At 64.1% G+C, this 20788-nt stretch carries 20 protein-coding genes and 1 pseudogene; 8 read left to right on the top strand and 13 right to left on the bottom strand.

The features are described from left to right. Window positions 1-66 precede the first annotated feature (66 nt). Complete coding sequence (locus CIT26_RS14545; protein ID WP_095493238.1) at window positions 67-663, bottom strand: DUF922 domain-containing Zn-dependent protease; 597 nt, start codon at window positions 661-663, stop codon at window positions 67-69. 100 nt (window positions 664-763) lie between these two features. Between CIT26_RS14545 and CIT26_RS14540 the strand changes: the two are divergent. After that, window positions 764-973 (top strand): annotated as a pseudogene (locus CIT26_RS14540) (ABC transporter ATP-binding protein); the annotation flags it as partial. A 33-nt stretch (window positions 974-1006) separates the two neighbouring features. On the opposite strand, the gene CIT26_RS14535 reads toward CIT26_RS14540, so the two are convergent. From CIT26_RS14535 to CIT26_RS14525, 3 genes are all read right to left on the bottom strand, one after another. Beyond that, entirely contained in the window at window positions 1007-2974 is a 1968-nt protein-coding gene (locus CIT26_RS14535; protein WP_095493253.1) for an acyltransferase family protein, read from the bottom strand. 307 nt (window positions 2975-3281) lie between these two features. Then, on the bottom strand, window positions 3282-3644 hold the full coding sequence (locus CIT26_RS14530; RefSeq protein WP_095493237.1) for an SPW repeat protein: 363 nt from the start codon (window positions 3642-3644) through the stop codon (window positions 3282-3284). A gap of 217 nt (window positions 3645-3861) precedes the next feature. Beyond that, entirely contained in the window at window positions 3862-4083 is a 222-nt protein-coding gene (locus CIT26_RS14525) for an alkylphosphonate utilization protein (RefSeq protein WP_095493236.1), read from the bottom strand. 188 nt (window positions 4084-4271) lie between these two features. Between CIT26_RS14525 and CIT26_RS14520 the strand changes: the two genes are divergently transcribed. Next, window positions 4272-4625 (top strand): cupin domain-containing protein, encoded by a 354-nt coding sequence (locus tag CIT26_RS14520; RefSeq protein ID WP_095493235.1) that lies wholly within the window; start codon window positions 4272-4274, stop codon window positions 4623-4625. A gap of 173 nt (window positions 4626-4798) precedes the next feature. Here the strand turns inward: CIT26_RS14520 and CIT26_RS14515 are convergent, their stop codons facing one another. Together CIT26_RS14515 and CIT26_RS14510 are read right to left on the bottom strand one after the other, a co-directional pair. Beyond that, complete coding sequence (locus CIT26_RS14515; protein WP_095493234.1) at window positions 4799-5029, bottom strand: hypothetical protein; 231 nt, start codon at window positions 5027-5029, stop codon at window positions 4799-4801. 255 nt (window positions 5030-5284) lie between these two features. Next, the gene (locus tag CIT26_RS14510) at window positions 5285-5548 is read right to left on the bottom strand and encodes a hypothetical protein (protein WP_095493233.1); all 264 of its coding nucleotides are present in this window, start codon (window positions 5546-5548) and stop codon (window positions 5285-5287) included. Window positions 5549-5866: 318 nt separating this feature from the next. Here CIT26_RS14510 and CIT26_RS14505 point away from each other — a divergent pair, with 318 nt between their 5' ends. After that, complete coding sequence (locus tag CIT26_RS14505; protein WP_095493232.1) at window positions 5867-6799, top strand: hypothetical protein; 933 nt, start codon at window positions 5867-5869, stop codon at window positions 6797-6799. Between the two features lie 208 nt (window positions 6800-7007). Then, entirely contained in the window at window positions 7008-7181 is a 174-nt protein-coding gene (locus tag CIT26_RS36600; RefSeq protein WP_167391409.1) for a hypothetical protein, read from the top strand. A 374-nt stretch (window positions 7182-7555) separates the two neighbouring features. Here the strand turns inward: CIT26_RS36600 and CIT26_RS14500 are convergent, their stop codons facing one another. Continuing rightward, entirely contained in the window at window positions 7556-8626 is a 1071-nt protein-coding gene (locus CIT26_RS14500; RefSeq protein ID WP_095493231.1) for a sensor histidine kinase, read from the bottom strand. Window positions 8627-8896: 270 nt separating this feature from the next. On the opposite strand from CIT26_RS14500, the gene CIT26_RS14495 reads away from it, so the two are divergent. Continuing rightward, window positions 8897-10861, top strand: coding sequence for an AI-2E family transporter (locus CIT26_RS14495; RefSeq protein WP_095493230.1), 1965 nt, complete (start codon window positions 8897-8899; stop codon window positions 10859-10861). 15 nt (window positions 10862-10876) lie between these two features. Here the strand turns inward: CIT26_RS14495 and CIT26_RS14490 are convergent, their stop codons facing one another. Genes CIT26_RS14490 through CIT26_RS14465 form a run of 6 tightly spaced genes read right to left on the bottom strand, consistent with a single transcriptional unit; the run spans window position 10877 to window position 16680 of the window. Next, the gene (locus CIT26_RS14490; RefSeq protein WP_425350347.1) at window positions 10877-11806 is read right to left on the bottom strand and encodes a phosphatidate cytidylyltransferase; all 930 of its coding nucleotides are present in this window, start codon (window positions 11804-11806) and stop codon (window positions 10877-10879) included. A gap of 15 nt (window positions 11807-11821) precedes the next feature. Next, a complete protein-coding gene (locus CIT26_RS14485) occupies window positions 11822-12484 on the bottom strand; it encodes a lysophospholipid acyltransferase family protein (RefSeq protein ID WP_095493229.1) in 663 nt (220 codons plus the stop codon). A gap of 8 nt (window positions 12485-12492) precedes the next feature. After that, window positions 12493-12921: a hypothetical protein gene (locus CIT26_RS14480; RefSeq protein ID WP_095493228.1), complete on the bottom strand. Its 429-nt coding sequence runs from the start codon at window positions 12919-12921 to the stop codon at window positions 12493-12495. Then, the gene (locus tag CIT26_RS14475; RefSeq protein ID WP_095493227.1) at window positions 12918-14261 is read right to left on the bottom strand and encodes a phosphatase PAP2/dual specificity phosphatase family protein; all 1344 of its coding nucleotides are present in this window, start codon (window positions 14259-14261) and stop codon (window positions 12918-12920) included. Before CIT26_RS14475 ends, CIT26_RS14480 begins: the two co-directional genes overlap by 4 nt. 2 nt (window positions 14262-14263) lie before the next feature. Further along, window positions 14264-16048, bottom strand: coding sequence for a bifunctional alpha/beta hydrolase/class I SAM-dependent methyltransferase (locus CIT26_RS14470; RefSeq protein ID WP_095493226.1), 1785 nt, complete (start codon window positions 16046-16048; stop codon window positions 14264-14266). A 29-nt stretch (window positions 16049-16077) separates the two neighbouring features. Then, a complete protein-coding gene (locus tag CIT26_RS14465) occupies window positions 16078-16680 on the bottom strand; it encodes a CDP-alcohol phosphatidyltransferase family protein (RefSeq protein WP_095493225.1) in 603 nt (200 codons plus the stop codon). Window positions 16681-17103: 423 nt separating this feature from the next. Between CIT26_RS14465 and CIT26_RS14460 the strand changes: the two genes are divergently transcribed. From CIT26_RS14460 to CIT26_RS14450, 3 genes are all read left to right on the top strand, one after another. Further along, window positions 17104-18093 (top strand): sugar phosphate isomerase/epimerase family protein, encoded by a 990-nt coding sequence (locus tag CIT26_RS14460; RefSeq protein ID WP_095493251.1) that lies wholly within the window; start codon window positions 17104-17106, stop codon window positions 18091-18093. 37 nt (window positions 18094-18130) lie between these two features. Then, window positions 18131-19189, top strand: coding sequence for a sugar ABC transporter substrate-binding protein (locus tag CIT26_RS14455; protein ID WP_095493224.1), 1059 nt, complete (start codon window positions 18131-18133; stop codon window positions 19187-19189). A 66-nt stretch (window positions 19190-19255) separates the two neighbouring features. Next, entirely contained in the window at window positions 19256-20788 is a 1533-nt protein-coding gene (locus tag CIT26_RS14450; RefSeq protein WP_095493223.1) for a sugar ABC transporter ATP-binding protein, read from the top strand.

The following is a 20788-nucleotide window of genomic DNA, read 5'->3' as shown; positions in this document are numbered from 1 at the left end:
GTAATCTCCCCCCTTGAGGGGGAGATGCCCGGCAGGGCAGAGGGGGGTGCTTCGCTCCATCCTCCCCTACCGCCCCATCAGCAAATTAACGATGAGCTGCTGAAGATTGCCGCGCGGGGCGAATTCTGCCCGGTCGAAATCGCGGCTTGCCTGCCGCTGCGCCTGGGAGAGTTCGGCAAGCCGCCTGGTCATTTCGGTCCTGATCTTGCTGCAGCCGGGATCGTCGGGGGCGGACAGGCCGATGGTCGCCGTCTCGATCTTGCGGACCATGTCGACGATGATGTCGCCATGCACCTTTTCGTGGGCGGCGAGGCCGGCGGCAAAAACGTCCCAACTCTTCTGCACGGCGGCCGGCACCGGCCCGGACGTTTTGGGCAAGGTGTAGGTTATGATGAGCTTCGGCCGCGCCGACACCAGCACGCAGGCGTTGCCTTGTCGCTGATAGTCCCTGAACCAGGTCAGCTTGAAATTGGTGTAGGCCATGGCGCGGACCTTGCCCTTGCCGATCATCGGCCCGCGCTCGCCCATCGAGGCATGGAGCTGGGGACCGGTCTGCCCTGAAACGGCGTAGGTCTCGACCTTCTCGATCGGCTTCCATCCCGCCTGCGCCGGAGATGCCAGCAAACAGGCCAGCAGCAGATATGTCAGAACGGCTGTTTTCATGCGAATCCCCCGGGCCGATGGCTTTGGTGCGCTTGAGATCATCAACGCGTGGCCGGAATGCGGTCAAGACGCCCTTGGCGTTCGCATTCGCGTCGAAGCGCGCATCTGGAGCGAGGAGAACGTCACCATGATCATGGTCACCCATGATCTGGAAGAAGCGATCTATCTTGCGGACAGGGTGCTGATCCCAGGGAGAAAGGCGGCACGGCACGGCTGGGTCGACGTTGAACTGCCACGCCCCCGCGATCGCAGCGAAAGCCGGTTCGTGCGCTATCGCGAAGAACTGCTGCGCGAGTTTGGCTTGCACTGAGACAGCGGGTGAAAGGCGCGTCTTGCGCCGCCCTTATTTCTCCGCCGCCCCGGTCGAGAACAGCGCGCGCTCGACCGGCGGCTCCAGCGTTTGCGCAAAGGGCGTCGCCATGTGGTGGCGGTCGCGGTAGGCCAGCTTGCCGTCGATGAAGACATGGCAGGTCTTGGCGTCGCAGAACCGGTCGGTCATGTCGATATAGGTCGCGTTGGGGACGGCGCGCACGATGTCGCGCTCCACGGCGGCCATGGCGTCGTTGGCGGCGTCGGTTCGCGGCGCGTCACATACCGATGGCGTCTGTCCACGCCACAGCGCGCGGGCCACGCAGGTGTCGACAAACATGCTGTTGAACGGCACATCGCGGATGAAGGCGACTTTCAGGCCGGCCTGGCTGAACGCCTCCAGCGTTGCGCGAAGGCCGGCCTGCCAGTCCTGATTCAGGCTGTCGGATTGCTGCGCGTCGGGCGACAGTTTGCGCGAGCCGGTCAGCGAGATCTCCGAGATCACCACCAGGCTCGGGCGCAGGGCGATGATCTCCTTGATCGATTGCTCGCGCCATTGATCGCACTCGGTGTAGTCGCGCTTCAGCTTCGAGCTCCAGACCGTCAGCCGCGACGCCCGGCAGGCGGCTTTGAGCCAGGTGACGACCTTGTAGTCGTTCTTCTTCGCTGCCTCGATCAGCGGCGTCGACCAGTGGTCGGCATGCGAATCGCCGAACAGCGCGATCGAGCGCTCGGCATTCTTGGCGCCGAACTCGCAGGGCTTCGGCGTCACGGTCTCGTAGTCGAGAACGCAGCCCACCTTGGCGCGCGCGGTGGAGGGCTGCGCGGCAGTTTCGGCAATGATGCGTTGTGAGGGATCGAGGTCGTCCACGGCAAGGCGCGCATTGGCGTAGGTCGCCATGACGCCGGCGCCGGTCAGCATTGCGGCGGGGATAAGCGCGCGCGCCGCGTTCGCCATCAGCCAGCCGTTGCGACGGATCGGGTTTTCGATGAAATTATAGGTGAAGATCGACAGCGCCAGCGTCAATGCCGCGCAGGCAAGCCGCCCGGGCCAGGAGAGGTCGGGCACCATCATCGTCGTATAGACGATGACCGGCCAGTGCCAGAGATACAGCGAGTAGGAAAGTTTCCCCACCCATTGCAAAGGCGGCAGCGCCAGCATGGCACTCGGGCCTCTTTGGACATTGCCGGAGCCGCTGAGCAGCAGGAGCACGGTGCCGGCCACCGGCACCACCGCCGCGACGCCGGGGAAGGGGGTGTCCCCCTCGCTGAAGGTCAGATAGGCGCCGGCGATCAGCGCCAGGCCAAGCCATGCCAGTGCTACGCCCAGTTGCGGGCGCTCTCGCCAGAATTTTGCCGGCGCCATCGTCGCCAGGCCGCCGGCGGCGAATTCCCAGGCCCTGAGCGGCGAGAAATAGAAGGCCCAGGGCTGCGCCACGGTGGTGAGCCAGGCGCAGACGGCGAACGACACCGCGCCGGTGAGGCCGATCACCAGGATCGCAGTGCGCTTGCCCGGGCGCAGCCATGCCGCGAGCAGAAGCAGCCCCGGCCATACGAGATAGAATTGCTCCTCGACCGAGAGCGACCAGAAGTGGATGAAGGGGTTGTTCGCCGCATCGGGGGCGAAATAGTCGAACGACCAGCGGATCAGCCAGAAATTGATCGCATAGGCCGAGGCATACATGGCGCCTTTCGAATAGAGCGACTGTTCGTCCGGCGACAGGATGAAGTAGCCCGCGACCAGCGTGGCGAAGATGACGAACAGCGAGGCCGGCAGCAGGCGTCGGGCGCGCCTTGCATAGAACCGCCACAGGTCCAGCCTGCCGTCCTCGGCGATTTCCCGCAGCAGCTGGCCGGTGATCAGATAGCCGGAAATGACGAAGAAGATGTCGACGCCGGTGAAGCCGCCCGGCAGGTCCGACAGACCGAAATGGAACGCGACGACGCCCGACACCGCCAGCGCACGCAGCCCTTCGATATCAGGCCGAAACGATGCTGACACGGCGAAAACCTCACATAGGTCGTTGAAAAAGCCCCGTTGCGAAGACTCGACGCAATGCATTGATATTGCAATGCAACAAATCTAACGCAATGCAACATAAGCGGAAGTTCGCGGAGTGCGGCGCGGGGTGCTCGTCGGCGTCTATACCAGGAAGCGCCGCGGCGGCGCTGCCATCTGCACCCGCCGGGCGGTTGGTTTTTGAGCACAAGGAAGGTAATTGGCCCGGCTAGCGGGCCTGCGTACCGATCTCAGGCTTAGGAGGAGCCCGCCGCTCGCGCGCCGGGCTCCTCCCCTTGGTCGTCACCGATCACGCATGCGCTGGCGGATGATGACGGGAGTCCCAGACCGCCCAGGCCGATGCCGCAACCACCAGCACGCCGAGGACCACATGGGTTCCCATCGCGTTGACGTTTGCCGCGAAGCCAAGCAGCCAGGGCGAGACGATCAGCCAGAGCCCGACGACAAGGTTCACCCACTCTTCCCATTCGGCGAATACCGAAAGCGCCGCGAGAGCCAGGGCGCCGAGCACGACTGCGGCAATCCAGGCGTTCCACGCAGGAGTGGTTTCAGCAACGAAGCCGATGACCCAGGGTGAGATGAACAGACATGCCGCAAGGATCAGGTTGATCCAGTCCTGGGCTTTCTTTCCTTCCATCAGACCGTTTGCCATGACAACCTCCACAGGTGAAGTTTGACCAAAGCACTACGTCGCGTGCAGTGCACGCTTAGTCATTGATATATCGCACTTTCGACGGCTTTCAAGGAGTGGCTCCGGCGGCCGGTTAGCCAGGCTCCGTCAGTGCCGTCATCCGTCTGCTCAACTTAGAGGCGCCGCGCCGGTTTCGGAGGCCGCAACGCCCGGGATCACGGGTCAAGACTCCACGCGATCACGCCTTTTTCAGGAACTCGGTCTTCAGCACCAGGCCCTTCACCTGCTTGGTGTTGCACTCGATCTCGCCGGGATGGCCGGTGAGGCGAATATTCTTCACCAGCGTGCCGCGCTTGATCGTCTCCGAGGTGCCCTTGACCTTCAAATCCTTGATCAGGGTCACGGAATCGCCCTCGTTCAGCTGGGCGCCGTTGCTGTCTCTTACGATCGCGTCTGTCATATCGGGGTCTTTCATCGAAGCCGGACAACGGACTATCCGGCGGATGGCGGCAAGGTCAAGCGATGGCACGTGGCAAACGGTGCCATCGCTTGCTCGTGAACCGGACAGGGCATCCGCGTTGCTCATCTCAGGCGCTTCGGCTACTGACCGGCAGCCAATGCCGGCACAGTTCCAAACGGAGCCCGACCATGACAGAGAAGACCATCCTCAAATTCGGCGCGGTCGAAAACGCCGAGGCGGGCGATCTCGCAGGCTGGGTCGTGGTCGACGGCAGACCGACCATGAAGACCGCCGTCCAGCACACCACAGCGGACGGCAAAGTCATGTCGGGAACCTGGCAGGCCACCCCCGGTACCTACCACGCAACCTACAGCGACTATGAATTCGTGCACATGATCGCTGGGCGCATCGTCATCACGCCCGATGGCGGCGCGCCCGTCGAAGTCGGCCCCGGCGACGCCTTCGTGGTTGAAGCCGATTTCAAGGGAACGTGGAAAATCATCGAGCCGGTGACGAAGCATTTCGTCGTCAGGGTCGGCTGAGGCCGGAGGCGAACGGAACAATCCTATCACGGCTTGGTGCGCCGCCAAGTCTGTTGATCCCGAGGCCTGTCGATCGGGCTTGTCGATCCCCGGGCCCGCCGATCCCGGGTACCGCAAGCGTGGTGCGGTCGAAATAAAAAGATAGAGCCCCTCCATCAGGGATGGATGAAACTCTAGAAATCGAAATAGATCGCCGGCGGATACGGACTGGACACATTCTTGTCGGCCGGCGCCGCCATTGCACCGGACGACGCGGTGATCCCGCCTGTGGACTTATTGTCTAGCTGCGGCCGGCTTTTCTCGGCTGTGGCCGCTTTCGCATCGGTGGCAATGACTCTCGTTTTAGCCTCCACGGTTTGCGAAAGGGCGAGCACGGCGAGAAGTGCAGACAGAGCAAGTTTCATGACGGCGTCCCTCAATGGTTAACCTAAGGTTAATCCCAGCCGCCGGCCCGAACACTGCCGCAGTGTGGAAAGGCGTGGAATTCTCTGGAATTCCTGGAATATGGCTTGTGGAAAGTGCGGCCGCGGGGGGAACGGAGCAGGTGCCGGCGCATGTAGGCTTGCAGCCGCATCAGGCCGAAGCCTGGAGCGGCCGCGACCGAACCCAGACATCCTGCGCTTGGCCGCTCAATGACGCGGCCAGCGCTGGTGTGAAGATCAATCCCTGAAGCCGGTCGAGTCGAGCAGGGCGACCTGCTTGCCGTCGATGTAAAAGCGTATCACGTGCGCGCCGGCGTCGACTTCGATGCGCGTCGGATCGATGACCGGCGCCGCAGGAGCCGCCTTGCCATATGTCGCTGCCGCGCGCGAGCCGGCAGCGGCACGCGACGGTCCATCCGGCCCGAAGGTCAGCAGCAGCAGTGCAGCGGATCCAGCCGCAACCGCGGTGAATGGGATTTTGGGGGAAGCAATCCAGGACATCGAATTATTCCTTCCTTGTTGAGGCGGCATCTATGCTGGTTTGTGCTGGTTGCGAGAGCTCGGCTTCGCCGTCGTTCAAATGGCTGAGGAAGGGTGTTGGTATTCAAGCTAGGTAGCGTGAGTTTCATAACTTGCCCTTGCCCTGCGCGACCTTAGCGCCGCCCGGCGGGGCGAAAAGGGCAGGCGCGTGGAGCGGCGTGGAATTCTGCGGATTTCTTGGAATATGGACTTTAGGAGAGGTCCGGCCGGCAATGAATGCGGTGGGAGCAAGTGCTGGCACATGTTATGCCTTGCGGTGGCATAAGGGGGCAGGTGGGGATGGCACAGCATATCGCGCAGAAGTTACGGTTGACTGCAGCCTTGCTGGGAACCGTCGCCCGCAAGGATTTGGCGGCGGCGTTCCGGGGCGTCAACCCGAAGACGGCGTTCGATCTCGGCCGTGCCGACAAATGGCTGCAGGGCCGTGCCCAGCCACGCGAGCTCAGCGTCTACGACGACTGGTCGAAGCTTCTCAAGCTGGAGCAGCCCGGCGCCTGGATCGCCGAGAGCGACCTGCCAGGCTTCACGGCGGCGATCTGCGCCCGCCACGGCGTCGAGAGGGCCGAACTAGAACGCCGCGCCGGTGCGCATTTCGAGACGGCGTCGGGGCATGAGGAGCGAATCCTTGGATTGGCCCTTGCCGGAACCTACGCATGTTATTCGCATGCCTTGTCGCCCTATTATCGCGGCCGGTTAATCAGGGGCAGCCTGTCGATAGAGGCCGGGCCGGGTGCACACGGCCTGACTGCCGCCTATCGCGAGGTGTTGCCGACCGGACAACTGCAGGTCGGCGGACTGGTGAGCCCGGCAAAACGCGGGCTCTATGCGTTTCTGAAGGAAACCGGCGGCGATGCCCATTTCTTCCTTTGCCTGTTCCCGCACTCGCGGCCAGGAAGCGTGCTTGGCGGCTATATGGTCGGCGGCGCCATCATCGGCCCGGAGCCGCAGCCATCCCTGACCAGGATCCTGATCGTCCGCTTGCGCGATCCGGCGCCCGAGGCCTGGGGCGGATATCTGCCGCCCGATGCGTCGATCGCTAGGGATTTGGCTTCGCTCGGCGTGGCAATTGAGCAGCCGGAAATGGTCGACCGGCAGCTGGCGCAATTCCTCGTCGGAGACAGCAAGGACGGCGGTGCCAGCCAGATCCCGCCGGCCGAGTTCCGATCCATCCTCGACGTGTTCGACCGTCATTGGCTGCGTCATTCCGGCTAGGTCTGACCGCAGCAACGCGCCGGCCGGTGTCGTCCATCACTATGACGGGACATTTCGCGCCATCGCGCCCATGCAAAGCAACTTGGCGTTCAGGATCATTTCCTGCTGATTGTCAGGTCGCCCAGATAAAGCTGGTGGGGGGCCGCACCAGCGATGCCAGACCGAAAGGCGGAACCTATCGCCATGTTCAGCGGTTGTGTCGGGGCCCATGCCCCTCACGGTCCGAACCACGCTCTGCACCATTCGAGACGATCTGCACGCCCTGCGCAGGACGGTGGCAGCCCGTGGTCACATCGAGGCGATCCAGGCCATCGATGCGCTGATCGGCGTCGCCGAAGCAGAGGCAGTCAAGGCCATCCGGCGTATCGACCAGCTTGCCTGATCGGCAGCAGACGCGAACACCTATCGAAAGAAAATCGCGATGAATATCAGGGCAACCCTCACGTCTGCCTGGACGATGTCGGCAGCGTCCAAGGCTGGAAGAGCGTCGTCGTCTCGAGAACCTGCCTAAGGCGCGGGTAGCGCCCAGGTCTATGTCAAATGACGTACCCGTTACCAGACGGAAGGCGCAAAAAAACCCGCGTTCCGGAGGGGGGTCGGGAAGCGGGCTCTTTAACGACCGAACGCTCGGGCGTTCGATGTGTCTATCAACACAGCAGCGAAGGATTGGTTCCACTTGGAATCACCGAATTCGCCATAGGGTGCGTCTGAACCATGACCCCTGGAAGCGCTGCGATTCCATAGCGATGGATCAGGCTATGCTGCCCGCGGTATGCGCGAGGTGAACGTCGCCCTGGTCACCGACACGCTGGTGCCCTTGGTGTCGCTGATGACCTCGATCTTGGCCTCCAGCTGCTTGACCAGCGCCTCGACGATGGCTGTCCCCAGGCCCGCGCTCGACGGCTCGCCGGCGGCTTTCCCGGTGCCATTGTCCGAGACCGTCAGCTTCCAGTCGCCGCCGTCGGTTTCGTAAGATACCTGGATCAGCGCTTTGGCCTTCTCCATCGGAAAGGCATATTTGATCGCGTTGAGAACCAGCTCGGTGACGATCAGGCCGAGGCTCACCGCCTTCTGCGAGTCTATCCTGCCGCCTTGTGCCGTGACGTTGACCGCGATCGGTTGGTCTTCACCAACCATCGAGACGGCCAGGCTGCTGCACAGCTTCGACAGATAGGACACGACGTCGATCTCTTCGACGCCGGTCGAAGTGTGGAGGTGGCGCTGCACTTCGGCGACCGACAGGACCCGCTGATGGGCATCCTTCAAATGCTGACGAGTTTCCTCTGATGTGACGGAGCGGGCCTTCAACAAAAGGATGCTGGCGATGATCTGCAGGCTGTTGGCGACCCGGTGCTCCATTTCGCGCAGCAACACATCCTTTTGCCGCAGCAGATCTTCGGTGCGGCCGAGAAGCTCTTCCTTTTCCCTCTCGATGGCACGGCGGGCCGTGATGTCGTTGAAGGCGAGCAGGATGGTCACGGCTGAACTGTGGTCGTAGAGAACCTTTCGGGCGTTGAGCAGCATTGTTCGCGGGCCGATATTCGGGAAATCATGCTCGACCTCAAAGCCGTCCATGGCTGTCTTCTCGGGGATGATCGTCTCCAGGAGCAGGCGCAGTGCCGGAATGTCCCACTGGCCGTCGCCGAGCGCATAGAGCAGCGAGCCGCGCGTCTGCTCAGGGTCGACCTTGAAGGTCTGGTAGAAGGAGCGGCTGGCCGCCAGCACGCGAAACTTCTCGTCAAGGACGAGGAAGGGCTCGGCGATCGTGTTGACGATGGCCTGCGCCAGCGTCTGCACATCTTCGATATTGGCAATGGGATGAAACAAGGCTTGCAGCCGATCTGGGTATTTTGGCCCTCTTGAGGGCCTATATACTGTTGCCGGGCCGATGTCGCGAAATGAATCAGCTAAACATCGGCCTGCCTCTGCCCTTGTGGAGTGAGCAGCCGGTCGGCGAAGCGCGCCCCTTGCCGCTCGCCGTCTGGCCCCCGGGTGTGAAGGGCGTGAAGGAAGCGAAGTTGCGCGCCGGCTCAATATGCCCGATCATGGTGATTGGCAGGGTGGAGACATCAAGTGACGGCCAATCGTCGAAGCGGCATGCACCCGTCGGACCCCGGGCTGGTGGGCATTGTTTCCGGTGCCATGGCTCTCCCGCGCATGTCACTGCCCACAGTCGCGACTGTCGTGGCGGCAGTTGCGGCCCTGTATTTCGGGCGCGAGGTTTTCCTGCCGATCGCAATCGCTCTGCTGCTTACCTTTGCGCTTGCACCCATGGTTTCCGTACTCAAGCGAGTCGGCATTCCCCGTCTTCCGGCCGTCATCGCCAGTGTGCTGGGCGCATTCACGGTCCTTGCGCTGTTCTCCTTCATTGTTGCCACGCAGGTCAGCGAACTGGCGCAGAACATCCCGCTTTACCAGTCAAATATCCTGACCAAGATCCGATCCCTGAAGGAGACCGGCGTCGGCGGCGGCATCATCGCCAGGCTGGGCGAGGTGATCGAACGCGTTGGCCAGGAACTCGACAGGCAGGAAGCCTCACAGCCCGCCGCGGATCAGCCGCGGCGCGAGCCGGTACCAGTCGAGATCATCGCGCGCGAAAGGCCGCTCCAGGTTCTCCAGAACCTGATCGGCCCGCTGATCAGCCCGCTGGCATCGGCCGGCCTGATCATCGTCGTTGTTATTTTCATGCTGCTCGAGCGCGAGGACCTTCGCGATCGTTTCATACGCCTTGTCGGCTATGGCGACCTTCATCGAACCACCGAGGCGCTCCAGGATGCCGGCAAGCGCGTCGGCCGGTATCTTCTCATGCAATTGGTCGTGAATATCCTTTATGCCATACCGATTACAGCAGGGCTTTGGGTTCTGGGCATACCCAATGCACTGCTGTGGGGATTGCTGGCGCTGGCGCTGCGCTTTGTTCCCTATATCGGCCCGATCATTGGTGCGCTGCTGCCTCTGTTCCTGGCGCTCGCCGTGGCGCCCGGCTGGTCGCTCGTGCTGTGGACCGCCGGGCTGTTCGTGGCCATGGAAATGATAACCGGCAACGTCGTCGAACCATGGCTTTACGGTTCACGAACGGGGCTTTCACCATTGGCCATCATCGTTGCGGCGATCTTTTGGACCTGGCTTTGGGGCCCGCTGGGCCTGGTTCTATCGACGCCGCTCACAGTCTGTCTCGTGGTGCTCGGCAGGCACGTGCCGCAGTTCGAATTCCTCGACGTCCTGTTCGGCAACGAACCCGTGCTCGAACCGCATGCTCGGCTCTACCAGCGGCTGCTGGCCGGCGATCCGGAAGAAGCCACCGACCACGCCGAGGAGATCCTCGAGGAAAAATATCTGTTCGAATTCTATGCCAAGGTCGCCATTCCAGCACTTCTGCTCGGCGAACAGGATCGGGTGCGGGGTGTCATGGGCGATGAGCAAAGACAGCAGGTGGCGGCCAGTGCGCAGACGCTGGTGGCGAATCTTGAGGACAGCGCACGGGAGGAGGCGGAGGAGGACGACCCAGCCGCAACAGAGCCTGCCACAGCGGACGAGGACAAGCAGGCTCAAGCGGAGGGCGAGGACGACACAGAACTGCCGGATGGCACGGACATCTCGGTTCTGTGTGCCGGCGGACGCGGCGAACTCGACGATGCCGCCGCCGCCATGCTGGCGCAGGTGCTCGAAGTCCAGGGGGCGACGGTCTCGAAGGCGAGCTTTGCCGATATGGATCCGGCAAGCATTCGCCGGCTCAAGTTCGATGCTGTCGACACCGTGGTGGTCGGATTCCTTAACCGCGACTCCGTCAAGCACGCCCGTTTCCTGGTTCGTCGGCTGAAACGTGCCAAGTCGGCGCTGCGGGTAGGCATCGTGTTCTGGTCGGAGGGCGGCGTCGACAAAGAGACAGCCGTCAAATTGGCCAATGACATCAACGCCGATTTTGTCGCGCATGGCATGGTCGAAGCCGTTCTGGGCGCGTTGTCGAGCGATCCGCCGGTTGCGCTGAAGGTCGCTGCCAAGCGCCGCATGCGCCGCCGGCCGCGCCCTGCCGAGAAGGCGCCGCTTGCAGCTGCAAAATGAGACCGTAGCTCGTTCTCACGTCCAGAAGTAACGCACCGTGTGAAAGAACACCGGAGCGGCGAAGACCAGGCTGTCGGCGCGGTCCATCATGCCGCCATGGCCCTCGATCAGATGGCCCCAGTCCTTCACCCCCTGGTCGCGCTTGATGGCGGAGGCGACCAGCCCGCCGAGGAATCCCATCAGGCAGGCGATGAAGGCGACGTCCGCCGCCTGGAGCGGCGAAAACGGCGTCAGGAACGACAGCAGCGCGCCAAGCAGGCTCGACGTCGCCAGCCCGCCGACCAGCCCTTCCCAGGTCTTCGACGGCGAAACCTTGGGCGACATCAGGTGCCTGCCGAACAGCTTGCCGAAGATGTATTGCAGCACGTCGCTGCCTTGCACGGTGATGATCAGGAATGCGATCAGCAACAAATTGCGGCCCTCGAAGCCGGGAACGTCGAGCGTCAGCAGCGCCGGCACGTGGCTGACGCAGTAGACCGAGATCATGACCGCCCATTGCTGCGCCGAGACACGCTCGAGAAAGCGCTCGGTGTCGCCGTGAAGCGCGGTGATCGCCGGCATCAGCAGGAAGCAGTAGACCGGGATGAAAATGGTGAAGAGGCCGTACCAGGCGGTCCACACCAGCCAATACTGGAACGGGATAATGATGCCGAACATGCCGAGCAGCACCCAATGGTCGCTGCGGCGGCTGTGCGTCAGCGTCACGAATTCGCGCAAGGCGGCAAACGAGATCAGCGCGAACAGAATGGTCATGCCGGAGCGGCCGAAGAAGAAGGCGACGGTGATCGCCACCACCATCACCCACCAGGCGTTGATGCGCTGGTTGAGGTTGACCAGCGTCGAAGACAGCGGCTTCGGCGCGCGCCACGACAGGATGCCAGCGACCAGACTTGCCGTGGTCAGCACCGCAGCGAGGCCGACAACCAGAATGAGGGTCTCGTGCATCATTGGCATCGTGTTCTAATCGTCTCTTAGCGGGCGTGGGTTCAGCGCCAGCAGCGTCTCGCGGGCGCGGTCGAGAAAGGCGCGGCGTTCCTCATCCGGCGCAATGGCGATCGGCGCGCCGAAGACCACACGGCAGAGCAGCGGCACCGGCACGAACTGGCCCTTGGGCAGCACCCGCGACATGTTCTCGATCCAGCACGGGATGAGTTCGACATCGGGCCGCGCCATCGACAGATTGTAAAGGCCGGAGCGGAACGGCAGCAGCGGCTCGTCGGTCATGTTGCGCGTGCCTTCGGGAAAGATGATCAGTGAATGGCCCTCATCGAGCACCGACAGCATGATCGAAATCGGATTCTGCGCCTCATCGGTCCACTGCCGGTGGATCAGCACGGAGGACAGCATGTCCTGCGCGATGAACCGGCGCAGCCGCGATTTTCCCCAATAGTCGGCGGCAGCGACGGCATGGGTGCGGGCGCGCTCCTTCTCGCTGAGGCACGCCGACAGCAGGATGAAGTCGCCATGGCTGGCATGATTGGCGAAGTAGATGCGCTGCCGGTCCGACGGCTGGCTGCCGTTCCAGATCGGCCGCACGCCGGTCACCGCCCAGGCCAGCGCCGACAGGCCGACCGAGGTCACGGTCTGCAGCAGGGTGAAGGTCCTTGTGCCGAGCTTGCTCATCGTCCGGCTCAGAAGGACAAGGCGACAGCGGATGCCGTCACGAACAGGCCGAGCGCGATGCGCTGCTTCATCAGCAGGCGCTGTGTGCCCGCGATGCGCCGGTCGAGCGAGCGGATGCCGGCAGCGGCCGGTTTGACGCGCATGCGCGCCAGCACGTCGTCGACCGAGGCACCGCCGGCGGCCTCGCTGATGTGGCTCGCCATCAGCCAGAACAGCAGTGCGTCGAAGACAAGCAGGGCCGAGAGGGCGAGGGTGACCGCGCCGCTCGCTGCCGCGATCAGCCAGGCCGCCGCCGACAGCATCGTTGTCTGCGGCTGCGCCGCCACGGCAATGACCGGCGCGGCCACCAACGCGGCGAGCACCAGCAGCAGCGGCCACACCGCCTGCGTCATCAAGCTGGCGGCGAAGGCCTCGGCTTTGTCTCGATGGGCACTCATGCCGGCTCGTCCGCCGCGATCCGAAGATGCACCGGCCGGCCCGATGCCGCGAGCCTTTTATGCGCCTGCGCCGGCGTTGGCGAGCGGCCGCTGGCAACCAGCCATTCGGCGACGACGCCGGCGCTGCGCTGGAAGCCGAGCGCGCAGCAGACCAGCACCGTGCCGTGGCCGCGGGCCGCCTCGATCGCCGCCACCGCTTGCGCCTGCGCCTCTGGCGATGGCGGCAAAAGGTCGACCATGGCGACAGCCGTCCAGCGGCAGGTCACGCCGCGTGGCCGTTCCAGCTCGCCGGCAAGGTCGATCACCGTGCCGAAGGCGTCGGCCTCGGCGGCGGTGGGAAAGCGGCCGAGGAAGACACCGTCGGCAATGGCGACATGCGGCGGCAGCTTGCGCGTCCATATCAATGCATTGATCCTGGCGCCAAGCCGGTAGGGCAGCAGCAAAACACGGCTGGCCAACGAGACGCTACCGTCGGCTGCTTTCTGGAACACTCTGGCGCCGGCCCCGGCATAGGCGAAGGCGACGATGGCCAGCGCCAGCGCCGGCCACAGCAGGATCAGCCACAGCGCCGAGACGAAGGCGCCGGCAACGGCGCCGGCCAGCGCCAGCGCTGCGACGAGCGCGTAGAACAGCGCCAGCCGCCTGGCCCTGGCGTCGGCGGCTAGCTGAAACCCGGCGAACGGCAATTCGCCGTCGCGCGGAAACAGCCACAGGGCGAAGAAGCCGAGCAAAACGCCGGTCGGGATATCGATGACATGGTGCTGCCACGTCGTCAGCACCGAGGCGCCGATCAGCAAACACCAGGCATGCCAGATGCCGGCCATGCCTTTGAGCCGACCGCGCCAATGATCCCAGATGATGACCAGCAGCGCGATGTGCAGCGACGGCGCCTGGTTGAACGGCTTGTCGAAGCCGCCGAGCACCGCAAACATGAAGCCTGGCAGGCCTGATGTCTGCGGCCGCGTGAAGGTCGCCGTCAGCGGGAACAGGATGAAGCAGGCAACGGCGACGATTTGCGCCGTCAGATAGCGGCCGGCAAGACGGTCGACGCCGCGCTTGGTATCGTTCAACAACAGCGACAGGCCGTAGAACAGGTTGATCGACCAATAGGGCACGATCGTCCAGGCGATGAACGGGATGCCGCGCTCCCAAGCAAAGACGATGCTGCCGACATCGTCGCGCTGCGACGCCAGCCAGTTGGCGAAGCCGTAGGTCGCGTAGAAGAACGGCGCCAGAAACGCCAGCCACAGCGCCGCCCGCAGCACGATTCCGGCGTACGGCTCGCGCGCGGAGCCAGAAAGGGCAGGGGCATCGGCAGGGCCAAGGACAGGCAAGACCATGCTCAGACGCGCCGCGCGATCGAGACGGTGAAGATGCCCCACTGGTCGATGCGCTGGTCGAGCTTCTCGAAGCCGGCCGCCGCCACCAGCTGGTCCATCTCGCCTTGCGTGCGCCGGCGCATCACCCAGGCCTGGCCGCCGCGATGCGAGGTCAGGCTGCGCGCGATCATTTCGAGCTGCGGATGCCAGGGCTGGTTGGTGTAGAGAAGCAGCCCGCCCGCCTGCATCGCCTTGGCCAGCCCGCTGAGCGAGCGGGCGATCATGGCGTTGTCGGCAAACAATTCGTAAAGCCCGGAGACGATGGCGAGGTCCGGCGCCGGCTCCAGCCCGGCAAGCATTTGGGCGTCGAAGGCGTCGGCCTGGTGGAATGAGACACTGGTCGGCAGGTGCCGTTCGGCGATCAGCTTACGGCCGAGCGAGACATTGAGCTCGGAGAAATCCTGCAGCCGCACGCTGGCCGGCGGCACAATGCATTTGGCGACGGCGTCGAGCACGTAGCGGCCGTGGCCGGCGGCGATATCGACGACATGGACCGGCCGCCCGGCGGCCTTCAGCGTCTCAGCGGCGCTGCCGATCAGCTCTTCCAGGTGCAGCTTGCGCTGGCGGATGCCGCGCCAGCCGATGGCATCGAGAAAGGTGCGATCGATCACGCGGCCGAGCGGACCGGTGCCCCGCGCCTCGTTCTCGTAGACATAGTCGAGCGTCGAGCCGGAATCGAAGCCGGTGGCAATCCCCGTCTTCATGCCTGACGACAGCCAGGCGCCCATGCGGATCGAGGCGCGGCTCATTGCCCAGTAGAGGCCTTTCGGTGACAGCAGGGCGAGCGGCGAGGCGAGCCGGTCGGTCTCGTCGCGTGTGTAGCCGGCGCGGTCGGCCGTGGTCAGGTCGACCGGCTTCTCCGGCGTCGCGAACTGTCTTTCGAGGAACGGCTTGATCAGGTCGAGTGCCTTGCGGCGGTCGCGTTCGCCGAGCGTGTCGTGGAAGAAGCCGGGCAGCACATGCCGCTCCTTGGCCGGGCTGGCGAGATTGACGAGGAACTCGTGCTGCGGTCCATGCCGCACCACCCAGTCGCTGCCGGAGATCAGCAATTGCGTCGGCACGGTGATGGCGCGGGCGTCGGCGACGATACGCGCGGCGTGGTCGTAGAGCTCGACCAGGATGTTGGAGGCGATCGGCCGCGTGATCAGCGGATCGGCCTCGAAGGAGGCGATGCGCTCGGGGTCATGCGTCAGGAACTTGGCCTTGACGTAGGAATTGACGAAGAAGCGGCCCTTGATCTTCTGCCACAGCGCAATGCCTTGCTTGGCGAAGGGCACGTAGAGCTTGACCGAGAAGGCCGGCGAGGCCAGCACCAGTGCGCGGATGTCAGGCGCATAGTCATGCACCCAGGCGGCGGCGAGCACGGCGCCGAAGGATTGCGCGATCAGCGCGATGTCGCGCTGGCCGAACCCGTCTCTGCCGATCTCGCGCACGAAACAATCGATGTCGCGCACCAGCGCGGCAAAGGACGGCGCATAGCCGCGCTCGCCGGCCGAGCGGCCATTGCCGCGCGCGTCCCAGGCGTAGAAGGCATGGCCGGGCATGTCGAGTTCATCGACCAGATGCGCCATGCGGCCGCCATGCTCGTGGCCACGGTGGAGCAGCACAACCGCGCCCTTGGCGGGTTGCCCGACCGCGGGCCAATAACGGTAGAATATCTCGGTGCCGTCATGCGTGCGGAAGGTGCGCTCCTGCGCCACGCGAGGCTGCGCCAAAGCCGAGGCGGCAATCTTCTGTTCCTGAAGCATGTTTTTTCCCTAGCGGACCCGACCGAAATTCAGCCACCGCTCCCGTTAAGGCCGCTGCGTATCCGGTTGATGGCGGTCACCAGCGAGAGTGTAGCCATTGCCGGAAACACAAACGGCGTGATCGCTTCCATCCACAGGCCGCAGGCGATGAGAAAGGCGATGATGCCGAGCGCCAGCGCCCGGTCGCTCTTGCCGAACGGCCCGGCATAATTGCGCCCCGTTTCCGCCGCTATGCCGAGCACGCCGGCGAATTCCACAAGCACTGCTGTGACGGCAAAGGCGACGACGCCCCAGGCAGGGAAGAGAGCGGCAAAGGCCAGGATCAGCGCCAGGTCGGAAACGACGTCGCAGAGTTCGTTGAGATACATGCCGAGCTTGGAGGCCTGGCCATGTTCCCGCGCAAGCATGCCGTCGATGGCGTTCAGCGCCATGCGCGCAAACAGCACCACCGGCATCAGCAGGAAGACCGCGCGATGGCCGGCAAGGGCCGCGACCACAACGCCGGTGGCAACCGACAGGGCGGCAGCCAGCAGCGTGATCTGGTTGGCTGTGACGCCTGCCCCGGCCAGCCAGTCGGCAAGCGGCCGCAGCTTCGCCTGGAAGGCCGGTTTCAGCGTATAAAGCGTCGGCATGTGCGAACCCCCCGGCCGCGGTGCAACTAACGTCAGCGAGGATGGTCAATTGGCGCGCAAGACGCAAGGGCGGCGAGCGGTTGTACATGGTTACGATTAGCAGCGCTGGACGAGGCAACAACCGACCGCTGTGCGAGCTCGGAATAGAGCGCCTGATATGTGTGGGGACTCTGCTGCAGGTGCGTTGTTTCCGTTTTCGCGAAAACGGTAACAACTCCGCTTCGAACTGCGTGGACGCGGGCCGAAAATTACCTGTCGGCAGTCCGCCTTTCCTTCCCAACATACCCATCCGATGCGCGCACTGCGGCCACCATCATCCGGGTCGAAACAGCCCCCGCCGTTGGTGGGCATGGTTCACCTCTCAAATGAGGACTTTACAAATATTCAAAAATATGTGAAGTGATGTCCATCAAAGGGTCATCCATGACAACCAATCGTTTCGCCACTCGCCTGAATTCATTTGCCTCGCGGCCACAGGCCGAATGGCCGGATCTTGTCGGCAAGCCGTCCGTGCTGCAGATGGCGGCGCGTGCGGCGAAGGTTGCGGGGCTGACCGACCTCGACCTCAACTTTCCCGATCATGTCGATGAAAAACCTGCGGAAATGGCGCGAAAGCTCGGCGATCTTGGCCTTTCCGTCAATGGCTTCGCCATGCGCTACTACTCCAATCCGGCCTTCAAGCTCGGCGCCTTCACCAATCCGGACCCGGCAGTTCGCCGCGAAGCCATCGACCTGACCAAGGCCGGCATTGATGCCGCGCGTGAGGCCGGCACCAATCTGATGACGCTGTGGCTCGGGCAGGATGGCTTCGACTATGCCTTCCAGACCGATTATGCGGCGCTCTGGCAACACGAGATCGATGGAATTCGTGAAGTTGCAGCGCATGACCCCGATTGCCAGATCAGCCTGGAATACAAGCCCAACGAGCCGCGCTCCTACAGCCTGATGCCCGACGCGGCGACGACATTGCTGGCGATCCGCGAGATCGGACTGCCCAATCTCGGCGTGACGCTCGATTTCGCCCATGTGCTCTATGCCGACGAGCAGCCGGCCTTTGCCGCAGCACTCGTCGCGCGCCACAGCAAGCTGCTCGGCGTCCATCTCAACGATGGCTATGCCAAGCGCGACGACGGCCTGATGGTCGGCGCTGTGCACACGCTGCAGACGATCGAGCTGCTCCGGCAGATCCGCCGCGACGGCTACGACGGCGCCATCTACTTCGACACGTTCCCCGACATGACCGGCCTCGACCCGGTCCACGAATGCGAAGTCAACATCGCCACCGTCAAACGCATGCTGCGTGTCGTCGAGCGACTGGAAAAGGACAATCGCCTGTCCACCGCCGTCGACCGCCAGGACGCGGTCGCGTCGCAGGCCATCATCCAGGAAGCCATGCTCGGGCCGGACAGTTAGGCTCGGCCTCAACATCGTTCAACAAGGGAGGAAGACCATGAAATTTCTGCTTGCCACCGCTGCCGCTGCCCTGATGGCGCTGTCCATCGGCTCGGCTTTTTCCGCGGACCTCGCGCCGCTCAACTCCGATACCGAGAAGGATCGCATCGACTGGTCGCAGCTCGAGGCCAAGTTCGGCGCGTTTCCCAAGCTGCCCGACGGCACCAAGGCGGGCGCCGTCTCCAAGACGCTGACCAACGAATACTGGCGCTCGCTGGGTGAGGGCTACAAGTCGTTCGGCGACCGCGTCGCCGTTCCGGTCGTCTACCAGGCGGCGCAGAGCGAGGGCGACCAGCTCGGCCAGCTCACCATCGCCGAAGGCCTGGTCACACAGGGCTACAACGTGCTTCTCGTCTCGCCGCAGACCGACTCCAACCTGCAGCCGATCATGGAACAGGCCAAGGCCGCCAACGTGCCGGTGGTCAACGTCAATGACGCAGTCATCCCGCAGGCCGAGCACTATGTCGGCAATGTCCAGCGCGACAATGGCGTGCGCGTCGCCAAATGGTTCATCAAGAACCGGCCGGATGGCGGCAAGGTCGCCATCGTCGAAGGCCAGGCCGGCGTCTATGCCGCCGTCCAGCGCACCGACGGCTTCAAGACCACGATCACCGAGGCCGGCAAGTTCGAGGTCGTCGCCAGCGTGCCCGGCAACTGGGATCGCCAGACCTCCTACGACGCGGCCACCAACATCCTGCAGCAGCACCCCGACCTGATCGGCTTCTATGCCAACAATGACGGCATGGCGCTGGGCATCGTCGAGGCGGTCAAGGCCGCCGGCTTGCAGGACAAAGTTGCCGTCTTCGGCACCGACGGCATCTCCGACGCCTATGCTTCGATCCGCGCCGGCGAGCTGACCGGCACCGTCGACAGCTTCCCGGTGCTGACCGGTGAAGTGGCGCTGGAATCGGCGCTGCGACTGGTGGCCGGGCAAAAGCTGCCGCGCGTCGTCGCCACGCCGCAGGCGCTGATCACCAAGGACAATGCCGACCGCTATTCCGGCGCCGGCGACGCCGTGCGCAAGGCGCTGCTCGAGGACGCGGCGACGGGCAACTAAGGCACAAGGGCGGGTGCCGGCAAGAGCATCGTGCTCTGCCGGCACTTTGCCTGGAGAACCGAAGCAATGTCAGTCATCTCCCGGCTGCAATTCAAGGGCATTTCCAAGGTGTTTCCGGCCGTGCGGGCGCTGAGCGACGTGTCTTTTTCGGTCGGCGCCGGCGAAATCCATGGCCTGCTCGGTGAGAACGGCGCCGGCAAATCGACGCTGCTGCGCATCCTGTCTGGTGTCTACCGGCCGACAGCCGGAAGCGTGCTGATCGACGGCAGGCCGGTGATGCTGAACAATCCGGTCGCCGCCCGCGCCGCGGGCGTCGCCATGATCCATCAGGAATTGCAGCAGGTGCCGCGTCTCAGCGTCGCCCAGAACATGTTTCTCGGCCATCCGCTGACGCGCGGCGGCATCTTCGTCGCACGGCGCGAGCAGGAACGCCGCGCTGCGGAAGCCCTCGCCGCCCTCGACCCAACGATCGATCCGGCGGCCCCGCTCGGCAGCCTGAAGGTCGCGCAGCGGCAGATCGTCGAGATCGCCCGGGCGCTGCTCGATCGGGCGCGCATCGTGGCGATGGACGAGCCGACATCGAGCCTGACGCCGAGCGAGTTCAAGCGCCTGGCCGAAGTCATTGCCAGACTGGCGCGCGACGGTGTCGCGGTCGTCTATGTCTCGCACAAGCTGGACGAGGTGTTCGGCATCTGCCAGCGCGCCACAATCATGCGCGACGGCGTCGTGGTCGGATCCGTCGATCTCGCGCAGGTGTCGGAAAAAGCCGTCGTTTCGATGATGGTCGGCCGCGAGCTTGCCCAGGAACAGCACCGTTCGCACGCTTCCAGCGAAGTAAGGCTGAGCGTGCGTTGCCTCGCCTCGGCAACCAAGGTCCGTGACGTTTCGTTCGACCTGCATCGCGGCGAGGTGCTGGGCATTGCCGGCCTGGTCGGCTCGGGCCGCACCGAACTGCTGCGGCTGCTGGCCGGCGCCGACCGCGCCTCATCAGGCACGGTCGAGATCGACGGCAAGGCGGTAAAACTTTCCAATCCGCGCGACGCCATCGCCGCCGGCATCGGCCTGGTGCCGGAGGAGCGCAAACGCGAAGGCATCGTGCCGTTGCGGTCGATCTCCAACAATATGGCGCTGGCGTCGATGGGCGTGTTCGCACCGCGCGGCGTTATCGATCACACCAGGCTGAAACGGGTCGCGGCCGAGAAGATGAAGCGGGTCAATTTGCGCCCGTTCCTGCTCGACCGGCCGATCCGGCTGTTCAGCGGCGGCAACCAGCAGAAGGCGATCATCGGCCGCTGGCTGGCGGCGGGAACGCGCATCCTTTTGTTCGACGAGCCGACGCGCGGCATCGATGTCGGCGCCAAGGCGGAGATCTATCATTTGATCGAGGAGCTCGCCGCCGAAGGCAATTCGGTCGTCGTGGTGTCGTCCGAGCTTCCCGAGGTGATCCGGCTCGCCGACCGCGTGCTGGTCATGCGCGACGGCACGGTCGCGGCCGAACTTGACCGGGCCGATCTCAACGAACAGGCGATCGCGGCGCACGCCATACCCCAATCGGAGACTCAGGCCGGCAAGGCGCAAGGCCATCGGGCCGGTGCATAA

Origin of the sequence: Mesorhizobium temperatum (genome assembly GCF_002284575.1) — a bacterium.
GTDB lineage: Bacteria > Pseudomonadota > Alphaproteobacteria > Rhizobiales > Rhizobiaceae > Mesorhizobium > Mesorhizobium temperatum.
The sequence above is the reverse complement of the archived record's forward strand: the minus strand, read 5'-3'. Positions and strand labels throughout refer to the sequence as shown.

What these genes read in the sequence shown, in the direction of transcription:
- CIT26_RS14480 (WP_095493228.1), bottom strand. Translation starts at nt 12,921, where the DNA reads ATGAGTGCCCATCGAGACAAAGCCGAGGCCTTCGCCGCCAGCTTGATG.
- CIT26_RS14545 (WP_095493238.1), bottom strand. Translation starts at nt 663, where the DNA reads ATGAAAACAGCCGTTCTGACATATCTGCTGCTGGCCTGTTTGCTGGCA.
- CIT26_RS14470 (WP_095493226.1), bottom strand. Translation starts at nt 16,048, where the DNA reads ATGCTTCAGGAACAGAAGATTGCCGCCTCGGCTTTGGCGCAGCCTCGC.
- CIT26_RS14455 (WP_095493224.1), top strand. Translation starts at nt 18,131, where the DNA reads ATGAAATTTCTGCTTGCCACCGCTGCCGCTGCCCTGATGGCGCTGTCC.
- CIT26_RS14520 (WP_095493235.1), top strand. Translation starts at nt 4,272, where the DNA reads ATGACAGAGAAGACCATCCTCAAATTCGGCGCGGTCGAAAACGCCGAG.
- CIT26_RS36600 (WP_167391409.1), top strand. Translation starts at nt 7,008, where the DNA reads ATGCCCCTCACGGTCCGAACCACGCTCTGCACCATTCGAGACGATCTG.
- CIT26_RS14525 (WP_095493236.1), bottom strand. Translation starts at nt 4,083, where the DNA reads ATGACAGACGCGATCGTAAGAGACAGCAACGGCGCCCAGCTGAACGAG.
- CIT26_RS14485 (WP_095493229.1), bottom strand. Translation starts at nt 12,484, where the DNA reads ATGAGCAAGCTCGGCACAAGGACCTTCACCCTGCTGCAGACCGTGACC.
- CIT26_RS14475 (WP_095493227.1), bottom strand. Translation starts at nt 14,261, where the DNA reads ATGGTCTTGCCTGTCCTTGGCCCTGCCGATGCCCCTGCCCTTTCTGGC.
- CIT26_RS14460 (WP_095493251.1), top strand. Translation starts at nt 17,104, where the DNA reads ATGACAACCAATCGTTTCGCCACTCGCCTGAATTCATTTGCCTCGCGG.
- CIT26_RS14505 (WP_095493232.1), top strand. Translation starts at nt 5,867, where the DNA reads ATGGCACAGCATATCGCGCAGAAGTTACGGTTGACTGCAGCCTTGCTG.
- CIT26_RS14450 (WP_095493223.1), top strand. Translation starts at nt 19,256, where the DNA reads ATGTCAGTCATCTCCCGGCTGCAATTCAAGGGCATTTCCAAGGTGTTT.
- CIT26_RS14530 (WP_095493237.1), bottom strand. Translation starts at nt 3,644, where the DNA reads ATGGCAAACGGTCTGATGGAAGGAAAGAAAGCCCAGGACTGGATCAAC.
- CIT26_RS14515 (WP_095493234.1), bottom strand. Translation starts at nt 5,029, where the DNA reads ATGAAACTTGCTCTGTCTGCACTTCTCGCCGTGCTCGCCCTTTCGCAA.
- CIT26_RS14510 (WP_095493233.1), bottom strand. Translation starts at nt 5,548, where the DNA reads ATGTCCTGGATTGCTTCCCCCAAAATCCCATTCACCGCGGTTGCGGCT.
- CIT26_RS14495 (WP_095493230.1), top strand. Translation starts at nt 8,897, where the DNA reads ATGCACCCGTCGGACCCCGGGCTGGTGGGCATTGTTTCCGGTGCCATG.
- CIT26_RS14490 (WP_425350347.1), bottom strand. Translation starts at nt 11,806, where the DNA reads ATGCACGAGACCCTCATTCTGGTTGTCGGCCTCGCTGCGGTGCTGACC.
- CIT26_RS14465 (WP_095493225.1), bottom strand. Translation starts at nt 16,680, where the DNA reads ATGCCGACGCTTTATACGCTGAAACCGGCCTTCCAGGCGAAGCTGCGG.